At 68.3% G+C, this 15,241-nt stretch carries 12 protein-coding genes; 9 read left to right on the top strand and 3 right to left on the bottom strand.

Annotated features, from left to right (window positions below; translation table 11 throughout):
• Window positions 1-68 precede the first annotated feature (68 nt).
• A complete protein-coding gene (gene lhpI, locus AK36_RS05210) occupies window positions 69-1,004 on the bottom strand; it encodes a bifunctional Delta(1)-pyrroline-2-carboxylate/Delta(1)-piperideine-2-carboxylate reductase (protein WP_011882174.1) in 936 nt (311 codons plus the stop codon).
• 262 nt (window positions 1,005-1,266) lie between these two features.
• On the opposite strand from lhpI, the gene AK36_RS05205 reads away from it, so the two are divergent.
• The 4 genes from AK36_RS05205 (at window position 1,267) to AK36_RS05190 (ending at window position 6,611) form a co-directional block, all read left to right on the top strand.
• Window positions 1,267-2,004, top strand: a complete 738-nt coding sequence (locus tag AK36_RS05205; protein WP_014724920.1) for a FadR/GntR family transcriptional regulator — start codon at window positions 1,267-1,269, stop codon at window positions 2,002-2,004.
• A 507-nt stretch (window positions 2,005-2,511) separates the two neighbouring features.
• The gene (locus AK36_RS05200) at window positions 2,512-5,043 is read left to right on the top strand and encodes a penicillin-binding protein 1A (RefSeq protein WP_167343721.1); all 2,532 of its coding nucleotides are present in this window, start codon (window positions 2,512-2,514) and stop codon (window positions 5,041-5,043) included.
• Between the two features lie 556 nt (window positions 5,044-5,599).
• The gene (locus AK36_RS05195; protein ID WP_045578030.1) at window positions 5,600-5,929 is read left to right on the top strand and encodes a DUF4148 domain-containing protein; all 330 of its coding nucleotides are present in this window, start codon (window positions 5,600-5,602) and stop codon (window positions 5,927-5,929) included.
• A gap of 277 nt (window positions 5,930-6,206) precedes the next feature.
• Window positions 6,207-6,611, top strand: a complete 405-nt coding sequence (locus tag AK36_RS05190) for a lysozyme inhibitor LprI family protein (protein WP_045578029.1) — start codon at window positions 6,207-6,209, stop codon at window positions 6,609-6,611.
• A 9-nt stretch (window positions 6,612-6,620) separates the two neighbouring features.
• Here AK36_RS05190 and AK36_RS05185 read toward each other — a convergent pair whose 3' ends face one another.
• Entirely contained in the window at window positions 6,621-7,268 is a 648-nt protein-coding gene (locus tag AK36_RS05185) for a response regulator (RefSeq protein ID WP_011882179.1), read from the bottom strand.
• Complete coding sequence (locus AK36_RS05180; protein ID WP_045578028.1) at window positions 7,265-9,358, bottom strand: PAS domain-containing sensor histidine kinase; 2,094 nt, start codon at window positions 9,356-9,358, stop codon at window positions 7,265-7,267. Before AK36_RS05180 ends, AK36_RS05185 begins: the two co-directional genes overlap by 4 nt.
• A gap of 306 nt (window positions 9,359-9,664) precedes the next feature.
• Between AK36_RS05180 and AK36_RS05175 the strand changes: the two genes are divergently transcribed.
• From AK36_RS05175 to AK36_RS05155, 5 genes are all read left to right on the top strand, one after another.
• The gene (locus tag AK36_RS05175) at window positions 9,665-10,129 is read left to right on the top strand and encodes a universal stress protein (RefSeq protein ID WP_045578027.1); all 465 of its coding nucleotides are present in this window, start codon (window positions 9,665-9,667) and stop codon (window positions 10,127-10,129) included.
• A gap of 339 nt (window positions 10,130-10,468) precedes the next feature.
• Window positions 10,469-10,975 carry a cupin domain-containing protein gene (locus AK36_RS05170; RefSeq protein WP_014724916.1) on the top strand — a complete coding sequence of 169 codons (507 nt, stop codon included), beginning with the start codon at window positions 10,469-10,471 and terminating at the stop codon, window positions 10,973-10,975.
• A 151-nt stretch (window positions 10,976-11,126) separates the two neighbouring features.
• Window positions 11,127-12,158, top strand: coding sequence for a DedA family protein/thiosulfate sulfurtransferase GlpE (locus AK36_RS05165; protein ID WP_014724915.1), 1,032 nt, complete (start codon window positions 11,127-11,129; stop codon window positions 12,156-12,158).
• A 1,086-nt stretch (window positions 12,159-13,244) separates the two neighbouring features.
• Entirely contained in the window at window positions 13,245-13,874 is a 630-nt protein-coding gene (locus tag AK36_RS05160) for a hypothetical protein (protein ID WP_014724914.1), read from the top strand.
• Window positions 13,875-14,229: 355 nt separating this feature from the next.
• Window positions 14,230-15,165: a universal stress protein gene (locus AK36_RS05155; protein ID WP_045578434.1), complete on the top strand. Its 936-nt coding sequence runs from the start codon at window positions 14,230-14,232 to the stop codon at window positions 15,163-15,165.
• Window positions 15,166-15,241: the final 76 nt, after the last annotated feature.

Here is a 15,241-nt window from a genome sequence, read left to right as displayed (position 1 = left end):
AGCTGGTCGTCCAGCTGGTCGTGCGGTCGGCGGCGCGGCGCTGCCGGGAGCGTCGCGCCGCCGTCGAATCAGCCGCGCTGGCGCGCGTCCAGCGCGTCGCGCGCCGTGCGGCACGCGGCCAGATCCCACGCGGCGCAGCCCACGGTCTTGAACAGCAGCGGCCCGCTGCGCTCGAACGCGCCGCGCAGCACGTCGGCGAGCGACGCGACGCGCTGCCAGTCGACCTGCGCGACGATCAGGTCGCCGGCCTCGTGGCGCGCGCCCGCCGGATCGTCGACCACGAGCCGGCTCGCGCGCACCGTTTCGGCGTCGATTTCGGCGGCGTCCGCGGTAAATGCGCCGACCCCCACCACGAGCCGGCCTTCGCGCGCCGCTTCGCGGTAGACGGGCGTGCGGCTCGTCGTCAGCGTGACGACGACGTCGATCGCATCGGGAATCGCGTCGCCGTCGAGCGGCGCGAGCTGCGGCGCCTGTGCGCGATGCGCGGCGCAGAACGCCGCGGCGCTGCCCGCGCGCGAACCGCGCACGTGCAGACGCGCAGCGGGGAAGATCGCCGCGAGCGCCTCGGCATGATTGGCCGCCTGCTTGCCGGTGCCGATCAGCAGGATGTCGCGCGGTGCCGCGCCGTGCAGCGCCTGGATGCCGAGCGCGGTGACGGCCGCCGTACGGCGGCCGGTGACGGTCGGGCCGTCGAGCACGAAGCGCAGCGCGCCGGTCGTCGCGTCGTACGCGCTCACCTGGCCGAGGATCGTCGGCAGCCCGCGCGCGGCGTTGCCCGGGCATACGTTCACGAGCTTGTGGCTTGCCAGATCGCGCGCGCTGGACGGCATCGACAGCATCACGCCGCCTGCCTGCAGCGGCACGACCAGGCGTTCGGGGCTGACGATTTCGCCCGCCGCGTAGTCGGCGACGGTCTGCGCGAGCGTGGCGAGCAGCGCCGGGTAGTCGAGCAGGGCGGCCGTTTCGGTGGCGTCGAACGAGGGGATCGGGCTGGCAGCGGTCATGGTGTGGGTCGGTACGGTGGTGAAGTCGGTGGGTGCATGCTGCGCGTGCTGCAGTCGGCGGCCCGTGCGGCGAGCGGCAATCGCCATTGTGGATCGAATCTATACCAATTTGGCGGCATCCGGCAAGCTGGAAGGTCGGCATTTCGCTGAATTTGGTTCTAATATCCGTCCAGATGGGGCGTTGCACCTGTCGGCGCCGATGCCGCTCCGGTATAGTGCGAACCCGTTCCAGACCACGCCCGGCCCAGGGCAGGAGCCGCAGATGATGTCCGCACGTCCCGAATCGCCCGAAGCCGGTTTCCGGCCGTTGCAGATCTACGAACAGGTCGCGGAGAAGATCCGCGACGAGATTCGCGCGGGGCGTTACGCGGCCGATTCGCGGCTGCCGTCGGAGCGCGAGCTCGCGGCGCTGTTCCAGGTCGGCCGCCCGGCCGTGCGCGAAGCGCTCGGCGCATTGCAGAACGAAGGGCTGGTCGTCACGAAGCGCAATTCGGGCACCTACGTGGTGGCGGCGCCGCTCGACGTGCTCGCGCAGCGCGGCGATGCGCGCGACGCGGCCGATGCCGACTTCAGCCCGACGTCGACGCTCGACGTGCGGCTGATCCTCGAGCCGGCGATCGCGCGTCTCGCGGCGGCCCAGGGCCGCGCCGATCCCGTCGCCGAAGGCTATCTTGCGCAAATGGAAACCATCGCGGACATCGACGACCCGCACCAGCGCGCGCTGTGGAACGACAGCGACCGGCTGTTCCACCGGCAACTCGCGTTGATGACCGGCGACCCGTTGATCGTGAAGATCGCCGACGAAGTCGCGAAGACGATGGATCAGCCGTTGTGGAAGCGTCTGAAGGACGACGGCATCTACGATGCCGGCCGGATCCGGCTGTACGTGTCGGAACATCGGCTGATCTACGAGGCGATCGTGTCGGGCGACGCCGATGCGGCTGCGTTCTACGTCGAGCAGCACATTCGCCGCGTGCGACGCGACATCGCGCCGAAGTAGGGTGGCGGTGGCGGTTTGGTTCTGAGCGCGACCAAAGGCGACGCACATCGGGCGAGGCTGGTCGGAGGTTGACCGGGTTTATGGTGGATTGGCTCGATACATAACCAATCGCCGGGCCACCTTATCGGCGGCCCGGCGTTTGGCCCATCCGAGCCACGGCCGTCGCGCGCGGCATCCACGCAGCAATTCGCCGTGACGGCGCCGCCGATCGGCGCGGCACGCGCGCTGAATGCGGCGAACCGGCTAAACCAGCTAAACCCGCCGAAAGCGCCGAAAGCGCCGAAAGCGCCGAATCCGCCGAATCCGCCGAATCCGCAGGCAGCACCGACCGCGCCCGCTTGCCGTCTCCCCGACGCATAGCGCAGCTTCCCACTGCGCACACCCGCCTTTTTCGACAAGAAATCACCCGCGGAACCCCGCCAAACGGGCGCCGCCCGGAATTGCGCCCGACTTTTGGTACGATGCAGCCTTTCCAGCAGATCCCCCACCCGCGTGAATCGCCGAAACGTGTCGTCAGTGCGTGAGCTCCTTGCCAAATGGGCCGCGCGCGCCCAACCCGTCGCGGCCGCTGCCGCCGTGCCCGTCAAGCGCGTACTGGCCAGCGCCTGGCGCCATCTCCGCCATCCGACGCGACGCGGCGCGTTGCGCGCCGCCGCCGCCGTGCCCGTGCTGTTCCTGCTCTACGTGCTCGCGCTGATACCGTTTACGCCGGGCATCGGCGACATCCGCAAGGCGCGCGTCGATCAGCCCGCGCAGGTGCTGTCCGCCGACGGCAAGGTGCTCGCGGAATTCAAGCCGTCGAACCGCGAATGGGTGTCGCTCAAGCAGATCTCGCCGCACATGGTCGACGCGCTGATCGCGACCGAGGACCATCGCTTCTACGAGCACCACGGCCTCGACTGGAAGCGCACCGCGTCGGCGGCGCTCCATACGTTCTCGGGCGATCGCCAGGGCGGCTCGACGATCACGCAGCAGCTCGCGCGCAACCTCTATCCGGACGAGATCGGCCGCGCGCCGACGCTCACGCGCAAGGTAAAGGAAGCGATCACCGCGCTGAAGATCGAGGCCGTGTACAGCAAGGAGCAGATCCTCGAGACCTACCTGAACACGGTGCCGTTCCTGTACAACGCGTACGGCGTCGAGATGGCCGCGCGCACCTATTTCGACAAGTCGGCCGACGAGCTCGACGTGCTCGACGCCGCGACGCTGGTCGGGATGCTCAAGGGCAACAGCTACTACAACCCGGTGCTCAATCCGGAGCGCGCGCTGCAGCGGCGCAACACGGTGCTCGCGCAGATGGTGAAGTACGGCAAGCTGTCGGCGGCGCAGTTCGCGCAGTTGCAGCGGCGGCCGTTGCGCATCGACTTCGAGCGTCAGAAGGAGCCGCCGGGGCCGGCGCCGCACTTCGCGCAGCAGCTGCGCAAATGGCTGATCGGCTGGGCCGACCGCAACGATTACAACATCTATTCGGATGGGCTGATCGTGCGCACGACGATCGATTCGCGGCTTCAGCAGATCGCGACGCAGGCGCTGACGCAGCAGGCGAACCAGCTGCAGGGCATCGCGAACAATGCGTGGAGCGGCAGCGACGGTTGCGGCACGGACAACGAGGTGTTTCGCGCCTTCATGCGCGAGTCGCCCGAATACAAGGCGGCGCAGGACGCCGGCAAGAACGACGCGGCCGCGATGAAGCAGCTCGCGGCCGACCGCGGCTCCATGCGCGCGCTGTGCAAGGCCAAGACCGACGTGCAGGCCGGGTTCGTCGCCATCGATCCGCGCGACGGGCAGATTCGCGCGTGGGTCGGCAGTCGCGATTTCACGAGCGAGCCGTTCGATCACGTCGCACAGGCGCGGCGTCAGCCCGGCTCGACGTTCAAGCCGTTCGTATATGGCGCCGCGTTCGCGAGCGGGATGACGCCCGACGACACCTTCATCGACCAGGCGGTCGAGATTCCGCTGAAGGGCGGCGAGATCTGGCGGCCCAACGACGACGTGCCGCCGTCGGGCAAGCCGATGACGTTGCGCGATGCGCTCGCGCTGTCGCGCAACCGGATCACCGCCCAGGTGATGGAGAAGGTCGGCCCGGCGGCCGTCGCGCGGCTCGCACGCGACATGGGCGTGCGCGAAAGCCCGCTCGAGCGCGTGCCGTCGCTTGCGCTCGGCACGAGCCCGGTGACGCTGAAAGAGATGGTCGCGTCGTACGCGACGATTGCGAACGGCGGGCTCTACACCGAGCCGCAGATGGTGACGCGCATCGAAAACCGGCAGGGCGACGTGCTGGCCGAATACGCGCCGGCGCCGCCCGAACGCGCGCTCGACGGCGAAACCGACAAGACGCTGCTCGACGTGATGCGCGACGTCGTCACGCGCGGCACCGGCAGCAGCATCCGCACGCGTTTCGGCGTGCGCGGCGACGTCGCCGGCAAGACCGGCACCACGCAGGACAACGCGGACGGCTGGTTCATCCTGATGCAGCCGGGACTGGTGGCCGGCGCCTGGGTCGGCTTCGACGACGGTCGCGTGACGCTGCGCAGCGACTATTGGGGGCAGGGCGCGCACAGCGCGCTGCCGATCGTCGGCGAGTTCTTCCAGCGGGCGCAGCGCGCGCGGATCGTCGATGCGAAGCTGAAATTCGATACCGAGCCGTCGCCGGGGTGGTTCGCGTCGGTGCGGGAGCGCGTGACCGACCTGTTCGACGGCTGGTTCGGACCCGAGCCGAAGAAGGCGCCGACGCGCGTCAGGACTCAGCGTATCGAGCGGCAACCCGACGCCGATGCGGCCGCGGCTTCGGCGGCCTCTGCAGCATCGGCGCCGGAGGCTGCGTCCGGCGGCATCGTCGAGCAATGGATTCCGGCATCCGAGGTGGCCGCATCGGCGGCTGCGATGTCGGGCGGCGCGTCGCAAGCACCGGTCTTGCCGCCGCCGGCAGCCGGCAGCGCGGGGAACGCGGGCGGCGCCGGGCCGGGTGCGGCATCGGGTGTCGCGCCTGGGCCGGCGCCGGCGCCTGCGTCGCCGGAGAGCGCCAGCGGTTCGCAATGAGCTTGCGATCGGCTGTCGCGCCTGGGGCGATGCCTGGGTCGGTATCACCGGCAATCCGCAGTAACCGGACGTTCGGTTTTCGCGCGATGCTGCCGTAATCACGTTGTCGCGACAGTTCGCGCGGCCACGCCGCGCCTTTCTGATGCGGCCCCATCACTGATCACGTCGCGCTCGCGCGCGACGAGGTGCCGCTTCGTTTCGATATATGCGGATGCAGACGACGCTGCGTGATCCCGCGCAGCAGCAGTCCTGTTCGATCGCTTCCGGTCCGTGCGCCAGCGCGATGACGAAGCGCCCGTCGCAACCGAGCACGGCGCCATGTCGGCAGCAACGCGCACGAGGTCTGACGAACGCGCTTACCGACCGCGATTGCGCGCGAATGTGTGGGTAATCATCTGAAGATTCCGCTGAAACGCCCGAGATTGTACAGATGCCGTCAACAGTGAATTTGCGATTTAAGTATTTACCCTGATAGTCGCGCCTCCTAGACTTCCACTCATGCGCAACGACTACCGAGTCCGAAGCGCCCGACAAAACAATCTGGAGGTAACGCATCATGAAATCGCTGATCCAAGCAGTTGCATTGGCCGCGCTGGTCGCCGCACCGGTCGTGTCGTTCGCTCAATCGAACCAGCAGCCGCTGACGCGTGCGCAAGTGCGTGCGGAACTGGTCCAGCTCGAAAAGGCCGGCTACAACCCGAACGACTGGATGAACTATCCGGACAACATCCAGGCTGCGCAGGCGAAGATCGCTGCCGCGCGCGACTCGGGCGCACAGGCTGACGTCAGCGGTTACGGCGCGAATTCGGTCGCGACGTCGCAGTCCGGCCGTCGCGCAGTCGTGCCGGTCGCGACCGATCGCTCGTCGGTCTACTTCGGCCACTGAGCCGTTCGTCGCCACGCGGCCGCCGGCCGCCGCGCCGGCTGCATCGACAAACCCGCACTCGCCCTGAGTGCGGGTTTTTTCATTTGCGCGGCCGCGGCGTGCGCTGACAACCGGTCGCGCGTGCGCTAGGATCGCGGTCGGTATCGACGCGGCGGTCGGCGGCGCAACGCGCTTGTCGCCGGCCGATTCGCGACGCCGCGCGCCGAGGCGCGGCGGGCACCAGCAACACGCCCGGCACCACGTTCCACGACTTCAACGAAAACAAACAGGAGCATCCATGCGTGTCCCGACCGGTCTGCTGTGCGCGTTCGCGCTGACGGCGAACCTTGCCCATGCCCAGACGAACTGCGCCGATGCGGCGGATCAGGCCGCGATGACGGCGTGTGCCGATCGCGCGTACAAGAAATCCGACGCGGAACTGAACCGCACGTACCAGGCCGTCACGGCGCGCCTGCGCGATGCCCGGCCGCTCGCCGACAAGCTCGTGAGCGCGCAACGCGCGTGGATCGCCTACCGCGACGCCGAGTGCAGCTTCTCGAGTGCGAACGCCGAAGGCGGCAGTGTGTACTCGATGGTCGTGTCGACCTGCCTCGACGATCTGACGAAGACGCGCACCGAAACGCTGAAGGGCTATCTGTCCTGCGAGGAAGGCGATCTCGCGTGCCCGGTGCCGGCGCGCTGAAAGCGCGCTCTAGACGTCGTCCGCTTCGTCGAGCAGCTTGTGCCGCATCGCGTAGCGGACCAGCGCCGCCTCGTGCGGCATCTGCATCTTTTCGAGGATCCGCGTCTTGTAGGTGCTGACCGTCTTCGCGCTCACGCATAGCGACTGTGCGATCTCGGTCAGCGTCTGGCCGGCCGCGATCCGGCGGAACACGTCGAACTCGCGATCCGACAGCCGCTGATGCGGCAGCGTCTCGGCCGGCTCGTTCAGGCTCTGCGCGAACTGCTCGGCCATCGTGAGGCTGACGTAGACGCCGCCCGTCGCGACCTTGGTCACCGCGCCGACCAGCTCGGCGCTCGCGCTTTCCTTGGTCAGATAGCCCGACGCTCCCGCACGAAACGCGCGCACCGCGTATTGCTGCTCCGCGTGCATCGTCAGCACGAGCACGCGCAGCGCGGGTTTTTCGTCCTTGATCTGCTTGATCAGCTCGACGCCGTTGCGGCCCGGCATCGACAGGTCGAGCACCAGAACCTGCGCGGGCGTCGAACGGACCAGCGCAATCGTCGACGGGCCGTCGCACGCTTCGCCGGCCACTTCGAATCCGGTGGCGTTCTGCAGAATGTGCCGCAGACCGTCGCGCACGAGCGTATGGTCGTCGGCGATGAGCACCTTGATCATGTGAGGGTGTTTTCCTGTTGAACAGCGCCGAGCGGGAACGCGACCGTGATCGAGAAGCCGCGCGCGAGCGCGGTGTCGATCGTCACGCTGCCGCCGAGCATGTGCGCGCGTTCGCGAATGCCGATCAGCCCGAACGATTTGTCGTGCGCGGGACCGCCCGGCGCCGCGCCGCGGCCGTTGTCCGCCACGCGCAGCACGCAAAAGCCTTCTTCGATGTCGAGCCGCAGCGCCACGCGTGTCGCATCCGCATGGCGCGCGACGTTCGTCAGCGCTTCCTGCACGATCCGGAACAGCGTGGTCGCGCCCGTGCTCGTGAACGCGATGCCGCCCGTTTCGATGGTGCGCTCGACGTCGATCCCGTAGCGGTTGGTGAAATCGTTCGCGAGCCACTCGATCGCCGGCACGAGGCCGAGGTCGTCGAGCATCACGGGACGCAGGTCGGCGGCGATGCGCCGAACCGACGCGACGGTCGCGTCGATCAGCCGGCGCATCCCGTGCAGGTGCGACAGCACGCCGTCGTCGGGCTGCGTGTGGCCCTGCGCGCGCAACTGCTGCTCGACGACCGACAGATCCATCTTCAATGCGGTGAGCTGCTGGCCGAGGTCGTCGTGCAGTTCGCGCGCGATGCGCGTCTTTTCTTCTTCGCGCACGTTCTGCAGGTTCGCCGACAGTTCGCGCAGCTCCTCGCGCGATTGCTTCACCGCGTTCTCCGCGCGCAGCCGCTCGGTGATGTCGCGCAGCATCACCGTATAGAGCTTGCCCGATGCGTCGCGGATCTGCGAGATCGACGCCTCGATCGGGAATTCCTCGCCGTTGCCGCGCAGCCCGAACAGCACGCGCTGACGACCCATCTGCCGTTCCGAGACGCCCGTCACGCCGAACTGGTCGACGTGCTTCGCATGCGCGGCGCGGAACCGCTCGGGGATGAAGCGCGACAGCGGCGCGCCGATCGCCTCCATTGCCGACACGCCGAATACCTGCTCGGCCATCGGGTTGAAGATCACGATCGTCTGCTTCTCGTCGATCGTGATGATCGCTTCCATCGACGAACGGATGATGCCCATCATCCGCGCCTCGTTCAGGATGCCGCGGCTGTTCGCGCCGGCATCCGCGCCGCCCGCGCGGCCGCGCAGCAGCGCATGGACCAGCGCCGCGAACGCGATCGACGCGATCAGCCCGGCTGTGAGCACGATGCCCGCCGCGCGCTGCGCGCCGGTCGCGCTCGGACGGCCGTCCGCGGAATAGGCCAGCGTGAGCAGCGTGCCGCCGAAATTCAGCTGGTCGGTGCGCTGCATCAGGTCGGGGGACGCCATGGCCTCGTCGGTCGTCGTTTCCGCGCTCGCGATCGGATGCGGATTGTCGCCCGCGCTGATGCGCAGATCGAGCCCGCGCTCCGCGTCGAGCGCGCGCTCGACCAGCCGATTCGGGTTCAGTTCGGCGAACAGCACGCCGTCGGCGTCGGCTGGCGTGGCGGCCGTCCGGGACGCGGCCGCGGCGCGCAGAAACAAGGTGAGGGTGCGCGCATCGCGGGACGTATCGCTGTCGGCGGGATGAATGCCGAGCGCGACGTCGCCGCTGCGCAGCGCGCGGGCGAGCGGCGCCTGATCGAACGAGCCGAAATGCACGTCGGGCGCGTTGGACGCCGGGGCGCTGAGTGCGGCGACCGCGAGCGGACCGTCCGGCATCGGCGCATGGCCGGCGAGGGCACCGAGTGCTGCCGGCGACAGCGGCGCGTAGCCGATCAGCCGGACCGGCGAGCGGCCGCTGTCGAGATCGAGCGTGTCGACGTACCGGCGCCATTGCTCGGGCGTCATCTGCGGCGCGAGCGCGAACGCGCCACGCGCGCCTTCGAGCACGGCGACGCTTGATTGCAACTCGTGACGCAGCATCGCGCTCACGTGCGAGGTGCGACGCTCGAAGCGTGTATGGACGGCGCCTTGCCACTGCTCGCGAACGAGCAGCGCGACGCCGAGGGACAGCGCCACGCCGGCGAAGAGTGCAACGACACCGGCCGCGAGCGGCTGGCGTAAAAAGCTTGGCGAACGCGTCGGGCCTCGGGCGTCACGCGGCGGGGTTCCACTGGCGGTCATTCGATAGCCATTCAGATGTCGGGGTTGCCCGTGGCACGGGGCAATGCGGCAAATCCGGAAAAAACTCGCACCGGCCGCGGACGGCGTCTATTTTGAAGGTGAAATTGTGCGCGTTTTGCACGTATTTTGTAATAGGGGCCAGCCAAAAAACCGACGCGAGGCGTCGCGACGGGCGTCGCGCGGCGTTTGACGCGGGTCAAGCGGAGGCTCGGGCCCACACGGCAGACTGTTCGGCAGGCGAGCCGGCATCGGGCCGGCCCGCGATGACGGGCGCGCCACGCGCGTGCCTGCTCGGAGGAAAGAACCATGTACAAACGGATTTTCGTCGGGCTCGACGGCAGCCCGAGCGCGTGTCTCGCGCTGAACGAGGCGATCCGGATCGCGGCGGCATCGGGCGGCAACGTGACGTGTGCGTACGTCGTCGAACATCGGCCGCAACTCGTCGACGTCGATGCGGGCTTCGCGGCCGAACACGACGGCGATGCGGCGGCGGCCGACGCGGCGACGCAGGTGCTCGACGACGCGAAAGCGGTACTCGCGCAGCATCGCGTGCCGGGCACCGTGCGCGCGCTCGACGCGTACGGCGACGACATCGCCGCGGTGCTGATGCGCACGGCGGCCGAAGCCGACGCCGATCTGATCGTGATGGGCACGAGCGGGCGGCATGGCCTGCGCCGGCTGTTGCTCGGCAGTGTCGCGGAATCGCTGCTGCGGGCGGCCGATCGTCCGGTGCTGCTGGTGCGGCAGCAGAGCGCCGCTCCGGGCGCCTGACGCGGCGATGCGGGCCGCGCAGGGTCGCTCGTGGAGGGCGGGCGAGCGTGTGCTGCGTTGCACGAGCGGCCCCGTGAGGCGCTGCGGTGGGCGGCGGACCGACGGCATGCTCGTCCGCGGGCCGCCTGCGCTCGTTGCCGATCAGCGGCGTTGGCGCAGCGGTTGCGTGTCCGCGGGAATTTCTGGCAGGATCGGCACGGGTTCGCCCGGGCTTCGTCGGCAGGCGGCGTCCCGCGCGCTCGCGTCGCCGTTTGCATGGCGGCGGCAGGTGGCGCGGCGGTGGCCCATTGCCATCCTGCGTTGCCAGCCCGATTCCATCCTTCATCGACTTCATCCACCATGCCGATCAGCGCCGCCGACTTGATTCGCCAGTTCAATCTGCAACCGCATCCCGAGGGCGGCTATTTCCGCGAAACCTACCGCGCCGCCGATGCGGTCACGCGTGCCCCCGACGGCGCGCCGCGCGCGGCGTCGACGGCGATCTACTACCTGCTGTGCGATGGTGCGTATTCATCGTGGCACCGGATCCGTTCGGACGAGGTCTGGCATTTCTACGCAGGCGACCCGCTCGAGGTGTGGGTGCTCGACGAGCACGACGGGCTGACGATACACCGGCTCGGCAACCCGCTCACGCATCCGGGCACCGTGTTCCAGGCCGTCGTGCCGGCCGGGCGCTGGTTCGGTGCGCGGTGCGCCGCGCCGGAGCACGTCGCGCTGGTCGGCTGCACGGTCGCGCCGGGGTTCGAGTTCTCCGAGTTCGAGCTGGCGGACGCGACCGCGCTGGCCGCCGCGTTCCCGCAGTACGCGGAACACGTCGCGGCGCTCGCGCAGCGCCGCGACGCCTGACGGCGCCCGGTACGTTCCCGGCGGCGCTCGGCAAACCCGTTTAGAATGCTCGGTGGTGCAGGATCGGCCGCGGACGTGCCGCGGCGATCGCTGCCTGCCGTATCGACGGCCGCCCCGTCGCACGGTCCGCATGTCTTCCAGGAGCGCCGCCGTGTGGCACTTTCCCGTTGCGATTCCCTCGTCACTCGGCCCGTGGGCCGTGTTTGCGAGCGTACTGATCACGCAGCTCGGCGTGCCGGTTCCGGCCGTGCCGATGCTCATCCTCGGCGGCACCATGGCGGCGATGGGGCAGGCGTCGTGGGCGAGCATGTTCGCGGCGGCGATCGGTGCAACGATGCTCGCCGATTCGCTGTGGTTCTTCATGGGCCGCACGCGCGGCCGGCGCCTGCTGAACGGGCTCGTGCGTTTCTCGCTGTCGCTCGACACGACGCTGCGGTTCGCGCGTAACGTATTCGAACGCTACGGCGCGCCGCTGCTCGTGCTGTCGAAGTTCCTGCCGGGCCTCGGGCTGGTTTCGGCGCCGCTGCTCGGCACGACGGCGATCGGCATCGGCGTGTTTCTGTTCTGGGATCTTGCCGGCGCGTCGTTGTGGGCCGCGTTCTGGCTCATCGGCGGTGCAGCGGTACACGACCAGATCGTCCAGTTCGTGCTGTGGGTGCGCGCGAGCGGCGGCACGATCCTCGATGCGTTTCTCGCGATCTTCATCACGTTCCTGCTGTACCGCTGGGTGCGGCGCGTGCAGTTCCGCCGCTACCTCGCGCAGGTGCGCATCTCGCCGCCGCAACTCGTCGAGATGATGACGTCGAACGAGCCGCCGCTGATCTTCGACGCGCGCCCGCGCGCGATTCGCGAGCGCGAGCCGTACCGGATCGCCGGCGCGGTGCCGGTCGATCTCGATTCGCCGGATCTGCTCGATCCGGAATTGCTGAAGCGGCCGATCGTCGTCTATTGCGTGTGCCCGAACGAGGCGACCGCGAAGCGGCTGATCGCGAAGATGCAGCGCAAGAAGATGATCCACAACGTCCGCGCGCTGAAGGGTGGCCTCGATGCGTGGGAAAAGCACGGCTATCCGGTCGAACCGCTACCGGCGGATGCGGATGCGTCGCGGTATTTCGTGCAGCCGGACCACCATGGCGCCGCGCTCGCCGGCGAATACACGGTGCGGGCGACGTTGTCGAAGTGAGGCGGCGGCGCTCGCTTCGTCTTTCGTCGCACGTATGTCGGTGACTTCGGGCGCGATTCTTCATATTCGGATTGCGTTTTACCCGGCAAACAAGAACGTCGATTATTTCTTATCAGAAGTATTTCCCGGCAAGTCGCAGCGACAAACGTTGATCGCCGAAGCTGTTTGATCATCTCTGACACTGTGGTTTGCCTGCTTTCTGTTACGCTCACGCACCGTGAATAACACCATATCAATTGCGGATGCGCTGGGCCGATGAAACATTGCGACGCACGCGGAAAAACCATCAACGAAACACGATGGCGAACTCCCGAATCTGCGTAATCCCGAGACAATTCCAGAATGATCGATTCAAATCGGCACGCGCCCAGATACGGGAATCCCGCCTGGCGTCGCAACAGCGCATCGGCCGGGCGCGCATTGACAGATCGCCACTATTTCGGCGACTTGCGATTCGAGCACTCGCTCGTCCGCCGCACCGTGTAGCCGCGCCTGGAGCACACGATGACCGATCGGCCGCCCGCCGTAGCCCGATGTACCGCTACGCAGCCGGTGCGATCGATGCGAACCTCCCGGCACCGTTGATGATCGCTACACAGGCTCGTTCGCTACGCAGCGATCACGCGCGGTCGGTTTATCGGCGGCACGCGATACGAAATCGATAATGCGATCACCGAAGGCCGCCACCCGGACCGGTTTCGACCGCGTAACGATACGGCGGTGGTGCGACGTTTCAGCGGACTAAACGAAGCACGAATACCAGTCGATCAATGCGGCAGTCCGCAACCCATCTTTACCAAAAAAGTCCCGACAACTACGGGAATACATGAGGCCAATACCATGAAAACATCCATTCGTTTGCCGGCCCTGTTGGCAACTGCACTCGTCTCGGCGGCACTGTCTGCATGTGGCGGCGACGGCGTGAATCCGATGAGCGCCGGCGTCGCCGGTGCGGCGTCGTCTCCGGCGCCCGTAGCGCCGCAACCTGTGCCACCAGCTGCCCAGGCGGCGTGTCGGCCGGCCGGCAAGTTTACGTACACGGGTTCCGCGTCGCAAATCGCGGCGAATAACGGGCAGTTCGCCATCGTGACCGTGCCCACGCTGCCGCCCGCATATGCGAACAACCGCAACTTCACCGCGCCGAACGCGCCTGCGTCGAGTCTGGTTCAGCAGGCAAGCGGCGCGTTCACCACGCTCGCGTCGTCCGCTGCGGCGACCGACTGTCTCGGTCTCGATCACGGCGCCGTGACCGAGATCCAGAGCAGCGGCACCGACGTTGCGATCGGCCGGTGGAACCAGGCGATGGACACCGACGGCAACACCTATACCAGCACGCAAGGCGTTCATTACGCCGTCGGTACGCCGCTGGCGTTGACGGCGACGAGCGGTACGCTCGCCTGCACGCAACTGCTCGCGGATACGGTCGCGAGCGACAACGGCGGCGCGTCCGGCACGCTCGGCGCGACTACGGCTACGCTGGATCTCGGCGCACGCACGCTCGACAACCTGCGCCTGTCGCTCAACGTCGCAAACACCGCGTACACGCTGACGTACGCACAAGCACCGTTGAACGGGACGTCGAAAACGGGGCAGCTGTCGATTCAGTCGGTCGTCGTCGGCCACGATGCGACGCAGCCGCTGGTCGCCGTCGGCTACGCGGGCTCGGTGCCGAATGCCGGCGGTATCGGCGGCGTGGTCGTGCTGGCGTGCAAGTGAAGTGACGGGCGCTGCGCGCCGATAGTGCGGATTCCGGCCGCGCTCGCGATCGGCCCGGTGAGGGGCGTGCCGCTCGGCATCGCGTATGCGATGTTCTACGCGAACCGCGCGAGCGCATCCGCGCCGACGAAGCCGTAAGCGGACCGGTGCGCACCGGCGACGGCCCGCGGCCGCATTGATCACGATCATGCGTGCGCGGGCCGGACGTCATATGCTGTCGAAATCGCTTGTCCGCGCTTCGCGTGCGCAGCCGTCGATTCGTGCGACCGCGCCGGCCGTCCGGCCGACGTGCACCGCCGCCGCGCGAAGCATCCGTCGTCGCTCCCGACGACGTGCCCGCGAGGAGACCGCCGCCATGCCATCCACCCCATCCATTCCGACGCTCGCCAGAATCGCATTGGCCGTCGATCCGACGCCCGAGGCGCTGTCGGCCGCCCGCTACACGCGCACGCTGCTGCGCCCCGGCATGCAGTTGCGCATCGTCTGCGCGATCGACAATCCGCGCCTCGTGCTGCCCGACATCCCGCGCGTCGACGCGCTGCTGACATCGGCGCGCGAAGAGATGACGCGTGAAGCGCAGGCGACGCTCGCGCGCATTGCCGCGTTGTTCGAAGACAGCGGCGTGGCCGTCGAGCAGGCGATCGTCGATACGTCGGTCACCGGCGGTACGGTGGCCGATGCGCTCGCGAGCGACACGTCGGCATGGCAGGCCGATGTGCTCGTGGTCGGCGCGAATCCGCACCACGGCCTGCTGAGGCTGTTCGAAGGCGCGGTGTCCGATACGCTCACGGCGCGCGCGCAGTGCGCGCTGCTGATCGTGCCTGCCGGCTATGCGCGGCCGTCGGACGGGCCGCTGCAGCGGCTGATGTTCGCGGTCGACGGCAGCGAGCCGTCGCTGCACGCGGTACGCGTCGGGCTCGGCTTCGCGGCGCCGACGACGTTGCTGTACGCTGCCTATGTCGTCGACCGCGCGATTCGTCTGACGGACATCGTGCCGGTGCGCGCGCTCGAAGACGCATATCGCGCGGAAGGCGAGGACGCACTCGCGCGGGTCGGTCCGCTGTTGCATGCCGTGGGAAATCCAACCAAGCGCGGCATCGTCGAAACGCGCCCGACCAGCGACGACGTCGCGCACGCGCTGATGCGGGATGCCGTGCACTGGCGCGCGGAGCTGCTCGTCGTCGGTACGCATGGCCGCCGCGGCATCGCGGCGTGGCTGATCGGCAGCGTCGCGCGGCGCATTGCTCATGTCGCGCAGGTGCCGGTGTTGCTGGTGCGAGGCGCGGCGTAAAGGATTGACCGCGCCGCGTGCAAGGGCGATGCTTTCGTCGACCTGCGGTAGAAACGACGCGTGCTTTCTGTAAGAT

Origin of the sequence: Burkholderia vietnamiensis LMG 10929, assembly GCF_000959445.1 — a bacterium.
In the GTDB taxonomy this organism is placed as follows: Bacteria; Pseudomonadota; Gammaproteobacteria; order Burkholderiales; family Burkholderiaceae; genus Burkholderia; species Burkholderia vietnamiensis.
The sequence above is the reverse complement of the archived record's forward strand: the minus strand, read 5'-3'. Positions and strand labels throughout refer to the sequence as shown.

Coding starts and splice junctions, on each gene's coding strand:
- lhpI (WP_011882174.1), bottom strand. CDS start 1,004: ATGACCGCTGCCAGCCCGATCCCCTCGTTCGACGCCACCGAAACGGCC.
- AK36_RS05205 (WP_014724920.1), top strand. CDS start 1,267: ATGATGTCCGCACGTCCCGAATCGCCCGAAGCCGGTTTCCGGCCGTTG.
- AK36_RS05195 (WP_045578030.1), top strand. CDS start 5,600: ATGAAATCGCTGATCCAAGCAGTTGCATTGGCCGCGCTGGTCGCCGCA.
- AK36_RS05190 (WP_045578029.1), top strand. CDS start 6,207: ATGCGTGTCCCGACCGGTCTGCTGTGCGCGTTCGCGCTGACGGCGAAC.
- AK36_RS05185 (WP_011882179.1), bottom strand. CDS start 7,268: ATGATCAAGGTGCTCATCGCCGACGACCATACGCTCGTGCGCGACGGT.
- AK36_RS05180 (WP_045578028.1), bottom strand. CDS start 9,358: ATGACCGCCAGTGGAACCCCGCCGCGTGACGCCCGAGGCCCGACGCGT.
- AK36_RS05175 (WP_045578027.1), top strand. CDS start 9,665: ATGTACAAACGGATTTTCGTCGGGCTCGACGGCAGCCCGAGCGCGTGT.
- AK36_RS05170 (WP_014724916.1), top strand. CDS start 10,469: ATGCCGATCAGCGCCGCCGACTTGATTCGCCAGTTCAATCTGCAACCG.
- AK36_RS05155 (WP_045578434.1), top strand. CDS start 14,230: ATGCCATCCACCCCATCCATTCCGACGCTCGCCAGAATCGCATTGGCC.